General features: G+C 71.2%; 17 protein-coding genes. 7 read left to right on the forward strand and 10 right to left on the reverse strand.

Translation table 11 applies throughout. From position 1 onward, the window contains the following. Positions 1-29: 29 nt before the first annotated feature. The 5 genes from AB0C82_RS03390 to AB0C82_RS03410 form a co-directional block, all read right to left on the reverse strand. Positions 30-1346: an Nramp family divalent metal transporter gene (locus tag AB0C82_RS03390; RefSeq protein WP_362835807.1), complete on the reverse strand. Its 1317-nt coding sequence runs from the start codon at positions 1344-1346 to the stop codon at positions 30-32. A gap of 78 nt (positions 1347-1424) precedes the next feature. Next, positions 1425-2900, reverse strand: coding sequence for a gluconate:H+ symporter (locus AB0C82_RS03395; protein ID WP_362835809.1), 1476 nt, complete (start codon positions 2898-2900; stop codon positions 1425-1427). A 120-nt stretch (positions 2901-3020) separates the two neighbouring features. Further along, positions 3021-3431 (reverse strand): RidA family protein, encoded by a 411-nt coding sequence (locus AB0C82_RS03400; RefSeq protein WP_362835811.1) that lies wholly within the window; start codon positions 3429-3431, stop codon positions 3021-3023. A gap of 6 nt (positions 3432-3437) precedes the next feature. Continuing rightward, entirely contained in the window at positions 3438-4196 is a 759-nt protein-coding gene (locus AB0C82_RS03405; RefSeq protein ID WP_362835813.1) for an IclR family transcriptional regulator, read from the reverse strand. Beyond that, complete coding sequence (locus AB0C82_RS03410) at positions 4193-5287, reverse strand: sugar kinase (protein WP_362835815.1); 1095 nt, start codon at positions 5285-5287, stop codon at positions 4193-4195. Before AB0C82_RS03410 ends, AB0C82_RS03405 begins: the two co-directional genes overlap by 4 nt. A 138-nt stretch (positions 5288-5425) precedes the next feature. Between AB0C82_RS03410 and AB0C82_RS03415 the strand changes: the two genes are divergently transcribed. Both AB0C82_RS03415 and AB0C82_RS03420 read left to right on the forward strand, forming a co-directional pair. After that, on the forward strand, positions 5426-6712 hold the full coding sequence (locus tag AB0C82_RS03415) for an alanine racemase (protein ID WP_362835817.1): 1287 nt from the start codon (positions 5426-5428) through the stop codon (positions 6710-6712). Positions 6713-6825: 113 nt separating this feature from the next. After that, the gene (locus AB0C82_RS03420; protein WP_362835819.1) at positions 6826-8442 is read left to right on the forward strand and encodes a D-aminoacylase; all 1617 of its coding nucleotides are present in this window, start codon (positions 6826-6828) and stop codon (positions 8440-8442) included. A 15-nt stretch (positions 8443-8457) separates the two neighbouring features. Here AB0C82_RS03420 and AB0C82_RS03425 read toward each other — a convergent pair whose 3' ends face one another. Together AB0C82_RS03425 and AB0C82_RS03430 are read right to left on the reverse strand one after the other, a co-directional pair. Further along, positions 8458-8679: a hypothetical protein gene (locus AB0C82_RS03425; RefSeq protein ID WP_362835821.1), complete on the reverse strand. Its 222-nt coding sequence runs from the start codon at positions 8677-8679 to the stop codon at positions 8458-8460. Positions 8680-8803: 124 nt separating this feature from the next. Then, positions 8804-9145 carry a helix-turn-helix domain-containing protein gene (locus tag AB0C82_RS03430; protein ID WP_362835823.1) on the reverse strand — a complete coding sequence of 114 codons (342 nt, stop codon included), beginning with the start codon at positions 9143-9145 and terminating at the stop codon, positions 8804-8806. 97 nt (positions 9146-9242) lie between these two features. Between AB0C82_RS03430 and AB0C82_RS03435 the strand changes: the two genes are divergently transcribed. From AB0C82_RS03435 to AB0C82_RS03450, 4 genes are all read left to right on the forward strand, one after another. Further along, entirely contained in the window at positions 9243-10124 is an 882-nt protein-coding gene (locus tag AB0C82_RS03435) for an NAD(P)-binding domain-containing protein (protein WP_362835824.1), read from the forward strand. 126 nt (positions 10125-10250) lie between these two features. Then, positions 10251-11063 carry an arylamine N-acetyltransferase gene (locus tag AB0C82_RS03440; protein ID WP_362835826.1) on the forward strand — a complete coding sequence of 271 codons (813 nt, stop codon included), beginning with the start codon at positions 10251-10253 and terminating at the stop codon, positions 11061-11063. A gap of 228 nt (positions 11064-11291) precedes the next feature. After that, on the forward strand, positions 11292-12503 hold the full coding sequence (locus AB0C82_RS03445) for a pyridoxal phosphate-dependent aminotransferase (protein WP_362835828.1): 1212 nt from the start codon (positions 11292-11294) through the stop codon (positions 12501-12503). A 92-nt stretch (positions 12504-12595) separates the two neighbouring features. Further along, complete coding sequence (locus tag AB0C82_RS03450; protein ID WP_362835830.1) at positions 12596-12994, forward strand: hypothetical protein; 399 nt, start codon at positions 12596-12598, stop codon at positions 12992-12994. Between the two features lie 121 nt (positions 12995-13115). On the opposite strand, the gene AB0C82_RS03455 is transcribed toward AB0C82_RS03450, so the two are convergent. Both AB0C82_RS03455 and AB0C82_RS03460 read right to left on the reverse strand, forming a co-directional pair. After that, positions 13116-14837: an Ig-like domain repeat protein gene (locus tag AB0C82_RS03455; RefSeq protein WP_362835832.1), complete on the reverse strand. Its 1722-nt coding sequence runs from the start codon at positions 14835-14837 to the stop codon at positions 13116-13118. Positions 14838-15124: 287 nt separating this feature from the next. Then, positions 15125-16951, reverse strand: coding sequence for a phosphoenolpyruvate carboxykinase (GTP) (locus tag AB0C82_RS03460; RefSeq protein ID WP_362835834.1), 1827 nt, complete (start codon positions 16949-16951; stop codon positions 15125-15127). 207 nt (positions 16952-17158) lie between these two features. On the opposite strand from AB0C82_RS03460, the gene AB0C82_RS03465 reads away from it, so the two are divergent. Further along, positions 17159-17839: a hemolysin III family protein gene (locus AB0C82_RS03465; protein ID WP_362835836.1), complete on the forward strand. Its 681-nt coding sequence runs from the start codon at positions 17159-17161 to the stop codon at positions 17837-17839. A gap of 51 nt (positions 17840-17890) precedes the next feature. On the opposite strand, the gene AB0C82_RS03470 is transcribed toward AB0C82_RS03465, so the two are convergent. Continuing rightward, a complete protein-coding gene (locus tag AB0C82_RS03470; RefSeq protein ID WP_362835838.1) occupies positions 17891-19927 on the reverse strand; it encodes a thioredoxin domain-containing protein in 2037 nt (678 codons plus the stop codon). Positions 19928-20022: the final 95 nt, after the last annotated feature.

Genomic DNA, 20022 nt, shown 5'->3' on the forward strand with positions numbered 1-20022 from the left:
GCGGCGCTGCTGCGTCGGGTCCGCTCACATCACCACGGCAGGTCGCGTACCTGTTGCACGCACAGCACGAGGAACAGCAGTCCGGCCGCCGCCAGCATCCCGTTGCTCAGCCAGCCGTTGCGCCACTCCCGCGGAGTACGGCCGGAGTTGAGCAGCCAGAGCAGGGTGACGGAGAGGAACGGCATGAAGAAGGCGCCCAGCACCCCGTAGACGATGACCAGGCCGAACGGCTCGTCCAGCCACAGCAGGGTCATCGGCGGGAAGGTCAGCCAGAGCAGGTACGCGCGGAAGGGCACCGACCTCTCCTGCCGCCCGACCAGCGCCCCGCCCGGCTCCACCGCGTCCGACGGGCCGCCCGTGGCCCGCTCGGCCCTGATGCGTTCGACGAAGTCGGCGAACATCAGGCTCACGCCGTGCCACACGCCGATCAGCGACGAGAACGACGTGGCGAAGAATCCGACCAGGAACAGCTTCGCGGTGACCGCGCCGAACCGGTCCTCCAGGATCTGCCCGAGGTCGATCAGACCTCGGTCGCCCTTGGTCAGCGCCACCTGGGAGGAGTGCAGCAGCTCGGCGCCGACGACCAGCATGGCCACGACGAAGATGCCGGTGGTGATGTAGGCGACCCGGTTGTCGAGGCGCATCACCTTCATCCAGGAGGAGTTGTTCCAGCCCTTGGCGTTCACCCAGTACCCGTACGCGGCCATGGTGATCGTGCCGCCCACCCCGCCGATCAGTCCGAGCGTGTAGAACAGCGAGCCGTCGGGGAGTACCGGCGCGAGACCTGCGACGGACGCGCCGACGTCCGGGCCGACCCGTACGGCGACGTAGACGACGACCACGAACATCACGCCGATCAGGACCGTCATGACCTTCTCGAAGACGGCGTACTGGTTGAACCAGACGAAGACCAGGCCGACCAGGCCCATGACGATGGCCCAGGTCTTCAGCCCCGGCCCGTCCGGGAAGAGCGCCACGATGGGCAGGGCGCTGGACGACATGGCCGTCGCGCCGTACACGAAACCCCAGATGACGACGTACACCGCGAAGTAGACGGTGGTCCATGATCCGAGGGTGCGCCAGCCCTCGAAAAGGGTCCGGCCGGTGGCGAGGTGCCACCGGCCGGCCGCTTCGGCGAGGGAGATCTTGACGAGGCAGCCGATCACGGCGGCCCACATGAGGGTGTATCCGAACTTGCTGCCCGCGATCAGTGTCGCGACCAGGTCCCCGGCGCCCACGCCGGTGGCCGCGACGACGATGCCCGGTCCGATGTATTTCCAACTCGCCTTGCGCGGTCGGGAGTCGTTCTCCCCTGTCCCTGTGGTGGTTGCGCTGGTCTCGGCCATGCCGATCAAAGAAGCGCAAAGACTTCGATCGCACAAGGGCGTCTGCGCGGCACGCGCCGGATCTCCGGAGAGTCCTCGCTAGATCACCAGACTCAGGAGCGCCGCGACGGCGAAGCCGGCGACGGAAAGGACCGTTTCCAGGACCGTCCACGACTTCAGGGTGTCGCGCTCCGAGATGCCGAAGTACTTCGCGACCATCCAGAAACCGCCGTCGTTGACGTGCGAGGCGAAGATCGAGCCGGCGGAGATCGCCATGATGATCAGGGCGAGGTGGGCCTGGGACATGTCCTGGCCCTCGACGAGGGGCACGACGATGCCCGCCGTCGTGACGATCGCGACCGTAGCCGAGCCCTGCGCGACGCGCAGCACCACGGAGATCAGCCAGGCCAGCAGGATGATGGGGAGCCCGACGTCGTTGAACGTGTCGGCGAGCGCGTCCGCGATGCCGCTGCCCTTGAGCACGGCGCCGAAGATGCCGCCCGCGCCGACGACGAGCAGGATGTTGCCGACCGGCTTCAGCGAGGACGTGGAGACCGATTCCAGGGACTTGCGGGACCAGCCGCGCCGGATGCCCAGCACGTAGTACGCGAGGAGCAGCGCGATCGTCAGGGCCACGAACGGGTTGCCGAAGAACTCGATGACCGAGCGCGGTGTCGAGGGGTCCAGCGCGATCGAGGAGAACGTGGCGGCGAGGATCAGCACGAGCGGGGTGCCGATGATCGCGAGTACGGTCCCGAGCGCGACCGGGTCCTCGCGCGGGGTGACCCCGGCGGTGCGCTGCTCGGCGGCGACGGCGGCCTTGGCCTCCGCGGCGGCGTCGACCATGTCCTGCGGGACCTCGACGAAGATGCGCCTGCCGATCCAGGCGGCGTACACCCAGGCGGCGAGGACGGACGGGATGCCGACGACGGCGCCCATCAGGATGACCCAGCCGAGCGAGACGTCGAACAGTCCCGCGGCGGCGACGGGACCGGGGTGCGGCGGCAGGAACGCGTGCGTCATCGAGAGACCGGCCAGCAGCGGCATCGCGTACAGCAGAATCGATTTTCCGGAGCGCTTGGCGGCGGCGTACACGATCGGCGCGAGGACGAAGATGCCGACGTCGAAGAAGACCGGGATACCGAAGATCAGGCCGGTGAGGCCCATGGCGAGCGGGGCGCGCTTCTCCCCGAAGAGGTTCAGCAGGCGGGTGCTCAGCACCTCGGCGCCGCCGGACACCTCAAGGATCGCGCCGAGCATCGTACCGAGACCGATGATGATCGCGACATGGCCGAGGATGCCGCCCATGCCCGATTCGATGACGGAGACGGCGGCGGACTTCTGCACCGTGCCGAAGAGCTCGGTGACGGAGAGGCCGGCGCCCAGGCCGACGGCTATGGAGACGGCGAGCAGCGCGACGAACGGCTGGAGCCTGACCTTGATGATCAGGAGGAGCAGGAGGGCGATACCGAGGGCGGCGACGGTCAGCAGTCCGGCGGTGCCATCGATCAGCAGGAGGAGTCCACCGGTGTGGGGTGGCGTCTCGGCCGGCGTCGGGGTGGCGGCGAGCAGCATGGGTAACTCCGTTGTCACAGGGGGCTCTTGGGCAGGGTGGAGCGCGGCACGGCGCTCCCGTGGTGCGGGGCGCCGCGCCGTGATGCGTGATGAATCGGTGGGACAAGTGCGTCAGCGGGATCAGCCGAGGACCGCGAGCGCGTCGATCTCGATGAGCAGGCCCTTGGGGAGACCGACGTAGACGGTCGTACGGGCGGCGGGGGCCGCCTTGAGGTCCTGCTCGCCGAAGTAGGCGTTGTAGATCTCGTTCATCTCGGCGAAGTGGTCCACGTCCGTGAGGTAGACGCGCATCATCATCACGTCGTCCCAGCTCGCGCCGCCCTCCTCCAGGATCGCCTTGACGTTGGCGAAGGTCTGGAGGGTCTGCTCGCGGAGCGTCGGACCCGCGGGCGTGGGCGCCTGGCCCTCGACGGCGGGCAGGAAGCCGACCTGCCCTGCGACCTGGAGGATGTTCCCCTTCCTCACGCCGTGCGAGAACTTCGCGGGCGGGGCGGTGTGGGTGCTCGGGGTGAGCGCGGTCTTCTCGGTCATGACGGTTCAGGCTCTCTTCGTGGGGGCGTTGCCGGAGTACTCCCGGCTGATGGTGTCGGCGGTGCGACGCACCAGCGGAAGCAGCGTGAGGAGTTCCTCGCGTGTGACGACGACATTGGGCGCGGACACCGACATGGCGGCGACGACACGGCCGTCCGCACCCCGGATGGGGGCACCGACACAGTTGATGGACTCCTCGTGGCCACCGAGATCGGTGGCCCATCCCTGTTCGCGCACGACGGAGAGTTCCTTGAGGAACGCCCCGGCGTTCGGTGTCGAACGGGACGTGTACATGGGGTAGTCGAGCCTCTCGGCGACCACGCGCCGCTCCGGCTCGGGCAGGTCGGCGAGCAGCAGCTTGGCGACCGCGGCGACGGTGATCGCGACGGGCTTGCCGATCCGCGAGTACATCCGGACCGGGTAGCGGCTCTCCACCTTGTCGATGTAGAGGACCTCGTTCTCCTCGTACACGGCGAGGTGCACGGTGTGCCCGCACTGCTCGTTCAGCTCGACGAGGTGGGGGTGGGCGATCTCCCGTACGTCGAGGTTCTCGACGGCTTCCTGCGCGAGCGCGAACAGCCGGGCGCCCAGGCGGTAGCGCTGGTCGCTCTGCCGGTAGACGAGTCCGTGCTCGTGGAGCGTACGGAGCAGACGCAGCGCCGTGGACTTGTGGACACCGAGCCGCTCCGCGACCTGTCCGAGGTCGGCGGGCCCCTGGGCGAGCAGCGGGAGAATGCTCAGCGCCCGGTCGACGGTCTGACTCATGTCGTACGTACCTCCTGGTCGTCCCCCGTCCACCCGGGGCCGAGACGAAGTCTCCCCCAGGCGTCGTCGTCGAGGGCCGCGAGGCGGTCGGCGTGGGCGCGGGCGGGGGGCTGGGTGAGGTCGCCGGGGACGGTGAGGACGGCGGCGGCCATCAGGTGCCCGTGCCGGGCGCGCTCGCGCACCGGGAGTCCGCGCAGGGTGGCGGAGAGGAACCCGGCGGCGAAGGCGTCTCCGGCCCCGACGGGGGCGACGACGTCGACACGGAGCGCTGGGACGTCGACGCGGAGGGCTGGGACGTCCTCGGCCCCTCCGGCGGTCGGGGAGTGGGTGCCGGGGCGGAGCCCCGAGAAGACGCTCACGCCGTCGGCCCCCCGCTTCACGACGACCACGCCGGGCTCGGGCAGCGCTTCCCGGATCGCCTCGGCGCCCCGTACGCCCCACGCCTCCTGAGCCTCGTCCTCCCCGACGAACACCAGGTCGGACCGGCGGGCGAGGTCGAGCAGGACGTCCGGGCCCGCGGCGCCCGTACGCCACAGTCCCGGACGGTGGTTCACGTCGAACGAGACCAGCGGACGCCCGGCCCGCGGCTCGGTCAGGTCGTGGAGCAGCTCCAGACACTGCGCCGACAGGGCGGCCGTGATCCCGGACAGGTGCAGGACACGGCCCGCGAACACGTCCTCGTACGGAACGTTGTGTACGGACATCGCGGAGGCCGCCGATCCGGCCCGGTAGTACGCCACCTCGTGGACGTCCGTCGCCCGGTCCGTGGCGGTGCGGAAGTAGATGCCGGTGGGCCGCTCGGGGTCGCGCCGGACGGCGCCGGTGCCTACCCCGTACCCCGCGACCGTCTCGACGAGGTGGTCGCCGAAGCCGTCCGTGCCGACCCGGCTGACCCACGTCGCCGAGTGTCCGGCCGCGGCCAGCGCGCAGGCGACGTTCGACTCGGCGCCGCCGATCCCGCGCCCGAAGGTGGGTACGTCGGCGAGGCGGCCGGGCCGCGAGGGCAGGAACGTCACCATGGACTCGCCGAGGCAGACGACATCGATGGCCGTGGCGGCGCCGGCCGCCGTCCCTGCTACGGGTCCGGGCACTCTGGGCTCCTTGCTGGTCAGCGTTCGGGACCGGTTCTCACCATTGACCCGGCGTCGGCTCGGATGTTAGACAGCGTCAAGCGATATGCGCAATGGGTGTTGCATATGCTGCAACGACAACTCTCCTAGGAGGCTCCCTTGGCCGCCGACCACCCGGTCACCCTGGCCGGAATCGCCGACGAACGTGTCGACCACCGCTTCAAAGCGCTCCCGCCCGACGCGGAGGGACTGACCGTCGGCGACCTGGCCGCCGAGCGCCGCAACCTCTTCACCGGCGGGTTCACCACGCCGGTGCTGGCCCTGTCCGCGGAGTCGGTGGAGCACAACCTCGCCCTCCTGGAGACGTACGCGGAGCGCCACGGCCTGGCGTTCGCGCCGCACGGCAAGACCTCCATGGCCCCGCAGCTCTTCGCGGACCAGCTGGCGCGCGGCGCCTGGGGCATCACCGCCGCCGTCCCCCACCAGGCCAGGGTCTACCGGGCCTTCGGCATCCAGCGGATCTTCCTCGCCAACGAGGTCGTCGACGCGGTCGCGCTGCGCTGGGTGGCCCGGGAACTCGCGTCGGACCCGGACTTCCGCCTCGTCTGCTACGTCGACTCCGTCCGCGGCGTCGAGCTGATGGACGAGGCCCTGCGCGCGGCGGCGGCCACGCGTCCGGTCGAGGTCGTGGTGGAGCTGGGCGCGGGCGAGGGCGCCCGCACCGGAGCCCGTACCGACGCGGACTGCGCGGCGGTCGCGGCCGCCGTGGCCGCGGCACCCACCCTCCGGCTGACCGGTGTCGCCGGGTACGAGGGAGAGGTGCCGGACGCCTCGCCCGAGCGCGTACGCGACTGGCTGCGCCGGCTCGTCGCGGTGGCGGCCGGCCTGGACCGCGCGGGCGCGTTCGAGGGCGCTGGGGAGATCCTGATCAGCGCGGGCGGCAGCGCGTGGTTCGACGCGGTGGCCGAGGTCTTCGCCGAGATCCCCGAACTCTCGCTGCCGGTCTGCAAGTTGCTTCGTTCGGGCGCCTACGTCTCGCACGACGACGGCCACTACCTGCGCATCACCCCGTTCAACCGGGTCCCGGAGGAGGGTGCGCTGCAGCCGGCTTTCCGGCTCTGGGCCCAGGTGGTCTCGCGCCCCTCCGATGAGCAGGCGTTCCTCAACGCGGGCAAGCGCGACGCCGCGTACGACCTCGACCTCCCGCGGGCACAGGTCGTGCGTTCGGCCCGCGACGGTTCGGTGCGCGCGGCCACCGGAGTCACGGTCACGGGCCTCTCGGACCAGCACACCTGGCTGCGGACCGGGCCGGAGGCCGGGCTGGAGGTGGGCGACTGGGTCGGCATGGGCCTGTCGCACCCGTGCACGAGCTTCGACAAGTGGCAGCTGATTCCGCTGGTCGAGGCGGACGGCACGGTCACGGACTACATCCGCACGTTCTTCTGATCCCCGCGGGGTTCGTTCCCCGCCCGCCCCTTCCCGCCGCGGGGCTCCGCCCCGGACCCACGCCACCGGGCTCCGCCCCCGCCGCGGGAAGGAAGGCCCCGAAAGGCACCCCCATGGACCTGGTCATTCGCGACGCCACCGTCGTCGACGGCACCGCCACCCCCGCCTACCGCGCCGACGTCGCCCTCGACGACGGCCGGATCGCCGCGATCCACCGCGAGGGCGACGGCCCGCGCCCCACCGCCCGCCGCGCCCTGGACGCCGACGGCCTGGTGCTCTCACCCGGGTTCATCGACATGCACGCGCACAGCGACCTCGCGCTGCTCCGCGACCCCGACCACAGCGCGAAGGCGGCGCAGGGCGTCACCCTCGAAGTGCTCGGCCAGGACGGCCTCTCCTACGCGCCGGTCGACGACCGCACGCTCACCGCCGTACGCAAGGCCATCACCGGCTGGAACGGCGACGGTTCGGACATCGACTTCGACTGGCGCACCGTCGGCGAGTACCTGGACCGCCTCGACCGCAACTTCGGCGGCCAGGGCATCGCGGTCAACGCCGCCTACCTGATCCCCCAGGGCACGGTCCGGATGTACGCGGTCGGCTGGGACGACCGCCCCGCCACCCCCGCCGAACTGGTGCGGATGAAGGAACTCGTCGCCCAGGGCATGTCCGAGGGCGCGGTCGGCATGTCCTCCGGCCTCACCTACACGCCCGGCATGTACGCGAACGACGCCGAACTCACCGAGCTCTGCCGGGTGGTGGCCGCGCACGGCGGCTACTACTGCCCGCACCACCGCTCGTACGGGGCGGGCGCCCTCGCCGCGTACGAGGAGATGGTCGAGCTCACCCGGGACGCCGGCTGCGCGCTCCACCTCGCGCACGCCACCATGAACTTCGGCGTGAACGAGGGCAGGGCGCCGGACCTCCTCGCGCTCCTCGACAACGCCCTGGACGCGGGCGCGGACATCTCCCTCGACACGTACCCGTACACCCCCGGCTGCACCACGCTCGTCGCGATGCTGCCCAGCTGGGCCGGCGAGGGCGGGCCGGAGTCCGTCCTCACCCGCCTGGCCGACGACGCCTCGGCCGAGCGCATCCGCCACCACCTGGAGGTGGTCGGCTCGGACGGCTGCCACGGGGTGCCCATCGAGTGGGACACCATCGAGATCTCCGGCGTCGGCACACCGTCACTCGCCGGTCACGTCGGCCGTACGGTCGCCGAGTCCGCCCGGCTGCGCGGCGAGGCTCCCTGGGACACCGCCCGCCGCCTCCTCATCGAGGACCGGCTCGGCTCCACGATCCTCCAGCACGTGGGCCACGAGGAGAACGTGCGGCAGATCATGCGCCACCGCGTCCACACCGGCGGCAGCGACGGCATCCTCCAGGGCGACAAGCCGCACCCCCGCGCCTACGGCACGTTCCCCCAGTATCTCGGCCGGTACGTGAGGGAGTTGGGCATCCTCGGCCTGGAGGAGTGCGTGGCGCACCTCACCGCGCGGCCCGCGGCCCGGCTGAGGCTGCCCGACCGGGGCCTGGTCCGCGAGGGCTACCGCGCCGACCTCGTCCTCTTCGACCCGCGGACGGTGGGGGCCGGCTCGACCTTCGACAGGCCGCGCACCCTGCCCGAAGGGATCCCGCACGTCCTCGTCGACGGCCGCCCCGTCATCGAGGACGGCAGACGGACCTCGGTCCTGGCGGGCAGGGCGGTCCGGGGCACGGGACGCCCCTGACGGGCCCCGCCCGGGTCAGCGGCTGACGGGCCGGCGTTCCAGGGTCTCGGCGGCCGTCCCGGTGCGCTGCATCCGCTGCCATCCCAGCCGGTTGCCGAGCAGGGCCGTCACCACGGACTGGACCACGACGAGGTACATCAGCTGCCGGTAGACGAAGATCTGCAGGGGCAGCGTCCACAGCGGCTCGAACCGCTCCCGGTCCAGGCGCAGCGAAAGCGGACTCCGATACCGGCACATACCCCCGGACAGCTCCGGCCGCGGAGGCCGTGGTCGCGGGGCGCGCCAAGGCCGCCGGGCGCGCCGCGACTTGGGCGGCGCGCGCCGCCGTCCCGGCTCCGCGACCGGCCCCCGAGGGGCCATATCAAGCCGCGGGCGGCTCCGGAAGGATGTGCTCCCGCCCCCACGCGCCCAGCGGCTCCAGCGCCTTGTTCAGCGAGACGCCCAGCGGGGTCAGCGAGTACTCGACGCGGGGCGGCACCTCGGCGTGCACCTCACGGTGCACGATGCCGTCCTCCTCCATCTCCCGCAGGTGCGACGTCAGCACCTTCTCCGTCACCCCGGGCACCTGTCTGCGCAGCTCGCCGAAGCGGTACGTCCGCTCGTCGAGCGCCCATAGGATCAGCCCCTTCCACTTGCCGCCGACCACGTCCATCGCGGCATCGATCCCACAGACGTACGCCCCCGGCCGTCGTGCAGCCCTCATGCCCGACCCCTTCCCACCTGGTCACTCACCCCGGGGTAACCACCCACTTCCAAGTGGGTACTTGATCGGTCCAGGGCCTGCGGGAAGCCTAGTCTTCATGACTGACAGCACCCCGCACAGGACCCCGCTCACCCTTCTCGGCCTCGGCGCGATGGGCACCGCGCTCGCCCGCACCTGGCTCGCCGCCGGACACCCCCTCACCGTCTGGAACCGCACCGCCGCCCGCGCCGAGGCCCTGGCCGCCGAGGGGGCCCGCATCGCCCCGACCGCCGCCCGGGCCGTGGCCGCCAGTGATCTCGTCGTGCTCTGCCTGCTCGACGACGCCTCGGTCGAGGACGCGCTGGCCGGCGCCGACCTGACGGGCAAGGACCTGGTCAACCTCACCACCGGCACCCCCGCCCAGGCCCGTGCCCGCGCCGCCTGGGCCCAGGAGCGCGGCGCCCGGTTCCTCGACGGCGGAATCATGGCGGTCCCGCCGATGATCGGCGTACCGGAGTCCGGCGGCTACGTCTTCTACAGCGGTTCCCGCGCCGCCTTCGACGCCCGTCACGGCACGCTGGCCGTGCCCACCGGAGCCCGGTACGTCGGCGAGGACGCGGGCTTCGCCGCACTCCAGGACGTGGCCCTGCTGAGCGCGATGACGGGCATGTTCGCGGGCCTGTCGCATGCCTTCGCGCTGGTCCGCGACGAGGACATCGACCTGTTGGAGTTCGCCCCCGTGCTCGTCGAGTGGCTCGTCGCGATGGCCCCGGCCGCGCACTCGACGGCCGAGCAGCTGACCAGCGGCGACTACACCGCGGACGTCGCCTCGAACCTCGCCATGATGGTCTCGGGCAACACCACACTGGTGCGCACGGCCGAGGAACAGGGCGTCAGCGGCGAACTGCTCCTGCCGTTCATGGATCTGATGGCGCGCCGCCTGAGGGACGGGCACGGCGACGAGAGCGCCACCGGAGTGATCGAACTCCTGCGCCGCTGACACCCCGGGGACCCGGCTCCCCGATACCGCGGGGACGCCGCCGAGGGCGGTCCCAGGTCCACGGAACGAGCCGGACGGGGCCGGGGCCGGAGGCGTTGCGGGGGTCCGGCTGCGTACGGTCGGGGTATGACACTCGACCTCGACGCCTATTTCGCCCGCATCGGCTGGACCGGGGAGCGCCGGCCCACCCTGGAGGTGCTGCGGTCCGTGCACCGGGCCCACATGCTCGGGATCCCGTTCGAGAATCTCGACCCCGTCCTCGGTTCCGCGCCCTCGCTCGCCCTGGAGGACCTGGAGACGAAGCTCGTCCGCGGCAGCCGCGGCGGCTACTGCTACGAGCACAACACCCTCCTGGCCGCCGCCCTGACCCAGCTGGACTTCCGGGTGACGCTGCTCACCGCCCGCGTGGTGCTGGGGGCCGCGCCCGGTGACATCCGGCCACGTACGCACATGCTGATGGAGGTGGAGGTGGAGGACGAACCCACCCCGTACCTCGCCGATGTCGGTTTCGGATCCAGCGGCGCGCTGCTGGAGCCGATCGCGCTGGTGGCGGACGCCGAGCTGCACGACACCCCGCGCCACCACCGGCTCGTGCACGCCCCGCACGTCGGGCCGCTGGAGCTGTGGGAGCTCCAGACGATGAAGAGCGGGGTGTGGGAGCCGCAGTACGAGTTCACGCGCGAGCCGTTCGAGGCACCGGACTACGAGGTCATCAACTGGCACATCGCCACCAACCCGCGCTCCCCGTTCAGCCGGGCCGTGCACGCCCAGCGGACCACGCCGCTGGGCCATCTGTCGCTGGCGGGGCTCGACCTCGTCGAGACGGCGGCCGACGGCACGGTCACGGAACGGCGGCTGGCCGACTCCGCCGAGGTGCTGCGCGTACTGGCCGACGACTTCGGGGTCCGGCTCCCGGAGGGGACCCGCCTCCCGGAGTAGCAGCCCATGGCCGGACCCCCGCGTGGCGCATCTCACCCGCCCCCGCCGGCCGGACCCGGCACGCGCGCATTCCAAGCCGTGACGCCGCCCCGACCGGCCCTTCCGAGGGTCCGGGGCGGCGGGCCGTCTGCCGATGGAAGCCGGGCGCCGTCCGGGGAGTGCCCCGATGGGAGGAACGGAGGGGGAATCTTCGCGCACCCGGCGAAACACGGTCGTAAGCTCGCAGACATGCAGGTCATCCAGTCCACGAAGCTCTCCGGCGTCTGTTACGAAATCCGGGGGCCGGTGCTCGAGGAGGCGATGCGGCTGGAAGCAGCAGGTCACCGCATCCTCAAGCTCAACACCGGCAACCCCGCCGCGTTCGGATTCGAGTGCCCGCCCGAGATCCTCGAAGACATACTGCGCAACCTCTCCGGGGCGCACGGCTACGGCGACGCGAAGGGCCTGCTGTCCGCGCGGCGTGCGGTGGTGCAGCACTACCAGACCAAGGCGGTCGAACTCGACGTCGAGGACATCTACCTCGGCAACGGCGTCTCCGAGCTGATCCAGATGTCGATGCAGGCACTGCTCGACGACGGCGACGAGGTGCTCGTACCCGCTCCGGACTATCCGCTGTGGACCGCCTCGGTCTCCCTGGCCGGCGGTACGGCCGTGCACTACCGGTGCGACGAGCAGGCCGACTGGATGCCCGACCTCGCCGACATCGAGCGGAAGATCACCGACCGCACCAAGGCCCTGGTGATCATCAACCCGAACAACCCGACCGGTGCGGTGTACGACGACGAGATGCTGCGGGGGCTGACGGAGATCGCCCGGCGCCACCAGCTGGTCATCTGCTCCGACGAGATCTACGACCGCATCCTGTACGACGGCGCGACGCACACCCCGACCGCCGCGATCGCCCCCGATCTGATGGTGCTGACCTTCAACGGTCTGTCCAAGAACTACCGCGTCGCCGGTTACCGCTCCGGATGGATGGCGGTGTGCGGCCCGAAGGCCCACGCCTCCTCGTACATCGAGGGGCTGACGATCCTGGCGAACATGCGGCTGTGCGCCAACATGCCCTCGCAGCACGCCGTGGCCACCGCGCTCGGCGGACGCCAGTCGATCAACGACCTGGTGCTGCCCGGCGGGCGGATCCTGGAGCAGCGGGACGTGGCGTACGACCTGCTCACACAGATCCCCGGTGTGACGTGCGTGAAGCCGAAGGGGGCCCTGTACCTCTTCCCCCGGCTGGATCCGAAGGTCTACAAGATCAAGGACGACCGGCAGATGGTGCTCGACCTGCTGCGGGCCGAGAAGATCATGGTGGTGCACGGCACGGGGTTCAACTGGCCCGAGCCCGATCACTTCCGCATCGTGACACTGCCGCCGACGAAGGACCTCGTCGCCGCCGTGACCCGGATCGGGAACTTCCTGGACGGTTACAGCCAGCCGTAGAGCGGTTCCAGGCAACGCTTTACCGGATCCGGCACAACTTTAGACTGAATCCAAGCTAGGATGGTTGCACTGCAACACCAGGAGGCCATCCCATGTACGAGCCGATCCGCACCAAATCGGTCCACACGACGGCCGACGACGCCGACTTCCCGCACCGTACGCGGGAGGAGGAGCTGGACATCCAGCTCGCCGGGCACCTGGCCGCGTTGCTCGCCGTGACCGACGAGCTGGGCCTCGGCCCCGCCGGTGACCGCATCGCCGAGCAGGTGGCCCGGCTGCGCGGGGCGCCACCGGCGCGGCACGCGGGCCTGAGCGAAGCGGCTCCGGCCGCGCTGCACCGGCGCGCGCACGCGCTCGCGGGCCGTGCGCTGGTGGTGGCCGCGTCCCGCGCGGACACGGCCGCGGCGATCCTGGCGGCCGAGCGCATGGACGCGCACGCCGCGGCGGCCGACGTGACCGCCACCCCCTCGCGCCTCGTCGGCGCCCTCTGACGGCCCCGGTCCACGGGCCTTCGAGGCGCGCGGACCGGGTGCCACCCATTGAATGTGCCGGCCGAGGCGGTGAACCGGGAGCACCCGGTCCACCGCCTCGTCCCGCTTACCGGCGCGTGCCCTACCGGCGGACGCGGATCGTCGCCGACGCCGTCGAGCCCGCGTGGAGGTCGTCCCCCGGGTAGGCGAGCGTGTACGTCACCTCGCCCGTCGTCCTCGGCAGGTCGTTGACCCGGAACGTGCCGTCCGAGGCGACCGCGGCCGAGGTCAGCGTGCCCGTCCCCTGACGGTCCGTGCGGGTGACGCTCAGCGTGACGCCCGCCGGGAGCGCCCGGCCCTGGGCCGTCAGCCTGCCCGTGATCTCCAGACCCGCGCTCTTGCTGCCCTCCGCCGGAGCCGTCAGCGCGATCGCCGTCGGCGCCTTGGCGACCGGCACCGTGACCGTGACGTCCTGGGCCGGGCGGCGCGTGACGTCACCGGTGAAGGACACCGTGTACGTCGCCTCACCGACCAGCGACGGCACGTCGAGCACGGTGAACGAACCGTCCGCGTCGACGTCGACGGCGGCCAGCTTGCGGTCGCCGTTGGCGTCGTGCCGGACCGCCGAGATCTTCAGCGGTTCGGTGGGCACGGGTCCGTCGACCTCCAACCGTCCACGTATCCCCAGGGGTTCACCCACCACGGCCTGACTCGGGGCGGTGGTCAGCGAACCGGTGAACCGGGAGTCGAACTGGGCGGCGGGCGGCTGGATGACATGGAGCCAGTACTCGGTGCCGTAGGTGTTGGTCGTGACGGCGAAGAGCCGGGCACCGTCCTGCGACCAGCCCAGGCCGCGCGGGGCGATCCGGTTCCCGTCCAGCGCGCCGTCGAAGGCGAACTCCAGGGGCGCCGTACGGTCCTCCGGGTCCGCGGCCTGGATCAGCAGGTCGGGTGTGCTCCCGGCGGCGGAGGCACCGCGCGCGATGTACTTCCCGTCACCGCTGAACGAGACCGCGCTCGCCGTGGCGCCCGTGGGCAGCGGCTGGTAGGGGACCGGCGCGTCCGACAGGTCGGCCGCGTCCAGGAGGCGGGTGCCGGCGGCGGCGTCGGCGACCGCGATGCGCTGCCCGTCGGCGGACTGCGCGATGTCCTTCAGGTCCAGCGCACCCTTGCCCTCGCTGTCAGCGAACCGGCGCTCCGGGCCTCGCACGAGGGTGGCGCCGCTCGCGTCGAAGGTGGTGATGAACGGGTCGTTGGTCACTCCCGCGGTGCGCGACTGCCCCATGACGAGGCGGTCGGGCGCCTGGGGGCCGCTCGCCAGCCGCAGCCGCCCCATGTCGTTCCAGCCGGTCTGGAACACCTGGTTGCCCTCGGCCCCGTACAGCCAGCTCTGACGGGTGTCGCAGTCGCTCAGCGCCGGGACCTCCGTGTACCACTGCTTGCCGCCGGCGAAGGCCACATCGCGCGGGCAGTCCACGTAGTAGTTGGCCCATGCCAGGCCGGTGCGCGTCTGCGTCACGGTGTCGAAGGCGAGGATGCCCGAGTACTGGGACACGTAGAGCGTCGCACCGTCCGTACTGAGCGCCATCCCGGACGGTGCGTAGTCGGTGGCCAGCGAACCGACCTTCTGGCCCTCGAAGTTGTACACGTGGACCACGCCCGCGGTGCGGGTGCGGCGGTCGTCGGTCACATAGACCCGCTCGTGCACGGAGTCGACGACGAGCGCCGAGTACGAGGAGATCGGGAGCTTGGCCACCTGGTCCTCGGCCGCCTGGGCGGCGGGTGCGGTCACCGCTGTCAGCCCCACGGTCGCGAGTGTCAGCGCGGCCAGTGCCGAGGCCGTGCGCAAGTAGTGCCGAGACATCTTCAACTGAGTCCCCCACAGGCTCTGTCGGGCCCCGCGGAAACGGCGGGGCCCCTTGTGAGGGACATGCAATAGTCGTGAAGGTCTCGTGCGCAAGTCACTGGCGATGTACGGGCATTCCAGGCAAAAGAACCCCGGGCAAGGGGCGGCCCCCGGAAGCGTCAGGGCTTCCGGGGGCCGGTCCGCGGCGGGCCTTCTCGGCCCCACAGGTCAGGGCGGATGTCCGGTCGGCCCGGCCGCGGGGTCGTGCACGGAGCGGCGCCGGGAGGCGCCGCCCCGGTGGGGCATCAGCCGAGGCGCTGGACCAGCGCGCGGTACTCGTCCCACAGCTCCTTGGGGGCGTGGTCACCGAAGGTGTTGAGGTGCTCGGGGATCAGCGCCGCCTCCTCGCGCCAGACCTCCTTGTCGACGTTCAGCAGGAAGTCGAGGTCCGACTCCGCGAGGTCGAGGCCCTTGGTGTCGAGGGCGCCCTTGGCCGGCAGGATGCCGATCGGCGTCTCGACGCCCTCCGCCTGGCCGTTGAGGCGCTCGACGATCCACTTCAGCACACGGCTGTTCTCGCCGAAGCCGGGCCACACGAACTTGCCCGCCTCGTTCTTGCGGAACCAGTTCACGTAGTAGATCTTCGGAAGCTTCGACTGGTCGGCCTTGTCCGCGCCGACCTTGACCCAGTGGGCCATGTAGTCGCCCATGTTGTAGCCGCAGAACGGCAGCATGGCGAACGGGTCGCGGCGCAGCTCGCCGACCTTGCCCTCGGCGGCGGCGGTCTTCTCGGAGGCGACGTTCGCCCCGAGGAAGACACCGTGCTGCCAGTTGAAGGACTCGGTGACCAGCGGCACGGCCGAGGCGCGGCGGCCACCGAAGAGGATCGCCGAGATCGGCACGCCCTTCGGGTCCTCCCACTCGGGCGCGATGATCGGGCACTGCCCGGCCGGCACGGTGAAGCGGGAGTTGGGGTGGGCCGCGGGAACGCCGGACTCGGGGGTCCAGTCGTTGCCCTTCCAGTCCGTGAGGTGCGCGGGCGGCTCCTCGGTCATGCCCTCCCACCACACGTCGCCGTCGTCCGTGAGCGCGACGTTCGTGAAGACGGAGTTGCCGTACATCGTCTTCATGGCGTTGGCGTTGGTGTGCTCACCGGTGCCCGGCGCCACACCGAAGAAGCCGGCCTCCGGGTTGATCGCGTACAGCTGGCCGTCCTCGCCGAAGCGCATCCAGGCGATGTCGTCACCGATGGTCTCGACGGTCCAGCCGTCGATCGTCGGCTCCAGCATCGCGAGGTTCGTCTTGCCGCAGGCCGAGGGGAAGGCCGCCGTGACGTACTTCGGCTCACCCTGCGGCGGCGTCAGCTTCAGGATCAGCATGTGCTCGGCGAGCCAGCCCTCGTCGCGTGCCATGACGGAGGCGATGCGCAGCGCGTAGCACTTCTTGCCGAGCAGGGCGTTGCCGCCGTAGCCGGAGCCGTAGGACCAGATCTCCCGGTCCTCGGGGAAGTGCGAGATGTACTTGGTGGTGTTGCACGGCCACGGGACGTCGGCCTCGCCCTCGGCGAGCGGCGCACCGAGGGTGTGGACGGCCTTGACGAAGAAGCCGTCGTCGCCGAGCTCGTTCAGGACGGCCTGGCCCATGCGGGTCATGGTGCGCATGGAGACGGCGACGTAGGCGGAGTCGGTGATCTCGACGCCGATCGCGGAGAGCGGAGAGCCGACGGGGCCCATGCAGAACGGGACGACGTACATGGTGCGGCCGCGCATGGAGCCGCGGAAGACACCGTTCTCACCGGTGAAGACGTCCCGCATCTCGGCGGGGGCCTTCCAGTGGTTGGTCGGGCCCGCGTCCTCCTCCTTCACGGAGCAGATGTACGTGCGGTCCTCGACGCGGGCGACATCGCTCGGGTCGGACGCGGCGTAGTACGAGTTCGGGCGCTTGGCCTCGTTCAGCTTGGTGAAGGTTCCCTTGGCGACGAGCTCGTCGCACAGGCGCTCGTACTCCGCCTCGGAACCGTCGCACCAGACCACCTGGTCCGGCTCTGTGATGGCTGCGATCTCGTCGACCCAGGAGATGAGCTCCTGGTGGTTGGTGGGAACAGTGAGGGGAGCCGCGATGTCGCGCGCCACGATCGCTCCTTGTCGAGGGTGTCTGCTGGAAGGCCCCGTGGGGGCTGCGACCCGGATGCTGACCCCTTCGAATTCCCATGGCGCTCATCCGGTGCCGACCGCACTCATTTGATCATCCGACTCTTCCGCCCATATGTCCAGGGGGCCTCACACGTGAGCATCGCCACTCCTGACTGTTACCTACGGAAGCGTAGGTAACATGCCGTTATGACTGCCGACGCCGCCGCCTCGCCCCTGATCGCCGAGCCGGACTCCTTGACAGTGAAGCCACGACTGCGCGGCTGGCTGCACACCGGGATGTTTCCGGCGGTCCTGATCGCCGGAATCGTCCTGATCGCACTGGCCGACGGCGCCCGAGCCCAGGCGGCCTGCGCCGTCTTCGTCCTGAGCGCCTGCCTGCTGTTCGGTGTCAGCGCCGTCTACCACCGGGGCACCTGGGGACCGCGCGGCGAAGCCGTGCTCCGCCGCCTCGACCACGCCAACATCTTTCTGATCATCGCGGGCACCTATACCCCGCTGACCCTGCTCCTCCTCCCGGATTCCACCGGGCGGCCCCTTCTCTGGGCGGTTTGGGTGGCAGCGGTCGCGGGAATCGCGTTCCGGGTGTTCTGGGTCGGCGCCCCGCGCTGGCTCTACACCCCGTGCTACATCGCGATGGGCTGGGCCGCGGTCTTCTTCCTGCCCGACTTCATGCGCACGGGCGGCATCGCCGTCCTCGTGCTCGTCGTCGTCGGCGGGGTGCTCTACAGCGCGGGCGGCGTCATCTACGGGCTCAAGCGCCCCAACCCGTCACCGCGCTGGTTCGGCTTCCACGAGGTCTTCCACTCGCTGACCCTCGCCGCGTTCGCCGCGCACTACGTCGGCATCTCCCTGGTGGCCTACCAGTAGGGATGGTCTCCCGTACGGGCCCGTCCCCCGGGCCCGTACGGTGACCGGGGTTCAGCCGCCGAGCTTGCCCGCCAGTTCCCCCGCGTCCGTGGTCGGCGCGTCACAGACGAAGTGCCGGCAGACGTACGCGGTCGGCTCGCCGTCCACCTGCGGACGGTCCACGAGCAGCGGGAACTCCGCACCGGCCGCCGCTCCCTCGCCCGCCGCGACCACCGCGCCGGGCGCCCGGCCCAGCAGCGCGGCGCGGTGCAGTTCGCCGCCCACCGGCCCGGCCACCGCGATCTCGCGCGGCCCGTCAAGCAGTGCCTCGGCGACCGCGAGCCCCCAGCCGATGAAGCGGGGCGCACGCGGCCCCAGCGCCTTCACGACGCCCAGCGCGCCTTCGGCCGCGGCGCGGTGCGCCTGCGACCCGGTGTGGGCCGCGTAGGAGAGCAGCGCGCCCGCCGCCGCCGTCCAGCCGGCCGGGGTGGCACTGTCCGTGGGGTCCTGCGGCCTGCGGATCAGCCGCTCGGCGTCGTCGGCCGTGTCGAACAGCTGCCCGCCCTCACCGGTGAACCGCTCCAGCACGATGTCGAGCAGGAAGCCCGCGAACTCCAGCCACACGCCCTCGCCGGTGACCGAGGCCAGGGCGAGGAAGCCCTCGGCAACGTCGCCGTAGTCCTCCAGCACCCCGGCGTGCCCGCCCACGCGCCCGTCCCTGGACGTCCGCGACAGCCGGGCCACGTCACCCATGTGGACGCGGACGAGCAGATCGGCCGCCTCGGTGGCCCGCTCGATCAGATCGGGCCGCTCGAAGTACGCCCCCGTCTCGGCGAGCGCTGCGATCACCAGGCCGTTCCACGCGGCGACGACCTTGTCGTCCCGGCCGGGCCGCACCCGCTTCCCGCGCGCCGCCAGCAGCCGGGCCCGCACACCGGCGACCCGCGCGGGGTCCGCCTCCCCGGCCGTGCGCGGCAGCTGGAGGACGGAGGAGCCCTCCTCGAAGGTGCCCTCATCGGTGACCTCGAAGTACTCCGCGGCGAACGCGGCGTCCTCCTCCCCCAGGGCATCGCTCAGCTGCCCGGCCGTCCACACGTAGTAGGCGCCCTCGACGTGGCTGCCGTCCTCGGCCTCGCTGTCGGCGTCCAGCGCCGAGGCGTAGCCGCCCTCCACCGTGCGCAGCTCCCGCACCATGAAATCGGCGGTCTCCAGGGCGATCCGGCGTGCCTCGTCCGAGCCGGTGGCCCGCCACACGTGGGCGTACACCCGGCAGAGCAGCGCGTTGTCGTACAGCATCTTCTCGAAGTGCGGTACGAGGGCGCCGCCGGCCCGCTGGCGGAGCACGTACCGGTGGAAACCGCCGCCCAGCTGGTCGAAGAGGCTGGAGCGTGCCATGGCGTCGCAGATGCCCTCGGCCATCTCCAACGCCCCGTCGGACTCCGTCCGCGCATGGTGGCGCAGCAGGAACTCGATCAGCATGCTCGGCGGGAACTTCGTGTCGCCGCCACCGAGCCACCCGCTCTCCGTGTCGTACTCCCGGCTGACGCCGAGCAGTGCCTGCGCGAGCTCCGCCTCGCCGGGGACCCCGTCACCCGCGCCGGAGACCAGTTCGCGCGCGGCCAGATCACGGGTGATCTTCTCCGCGACGTCCCCGACCTCCTCGCGCCGGCTCGTCCACGCGGTGTGGACGCCTTCGAGGACCTGCTGGAAGGAGGGCAGGCCGTGCCGGGGCGCGGGCGGGAAGTACGTGCCGAAGTAGAAGGGCTCACCGTCCGGTGTCATGAAGACGGACATGGGCCAGCCGCCCTGCCCGGTCGCCGCCTGCACGGCCTCCATGTAGACGGCGTCCACGTCGGGGCGTTCCTCGCGGTCCACCTTCACCGAGACGAAGTGCTCGTTCATGTAGGCCGCGGTGGTCTCGTCCTCGAAGCTCTCGTGGGCGAGGACATGGCACCAGTGGCACGAGCTGTATCCGACGCTCAGGAACACCGGCACATTGCGCCGGCGGGCTTCCTCGAAGGCGGCGGGCTCCCACTGCCACCAGTCGACGGGGTTGTCCGCGTGCTGAAGGAGGTACGGAGACGTGGCGTGCGCGAGTCGGTTCGGCATGACCCAATCCTCGCGCACCCGGCCGAGCCCCGCCCACACGCCACGTCAGAGCGCCGGACGGCGCCCCTCGGTGCGCCCGCACGGGAACGGAGATA

The sequence above is a fragment of the Streptomyces sp. NPDC048560 genome (assembly GCF_040650955.1).
In the GTDB taxonomy this organism is placed as follows: domain Bacteria; phylum Actinomycetota; class Actinomycetes; order Streptomycetales; family Streptomycetaceae; genus Streptomyces.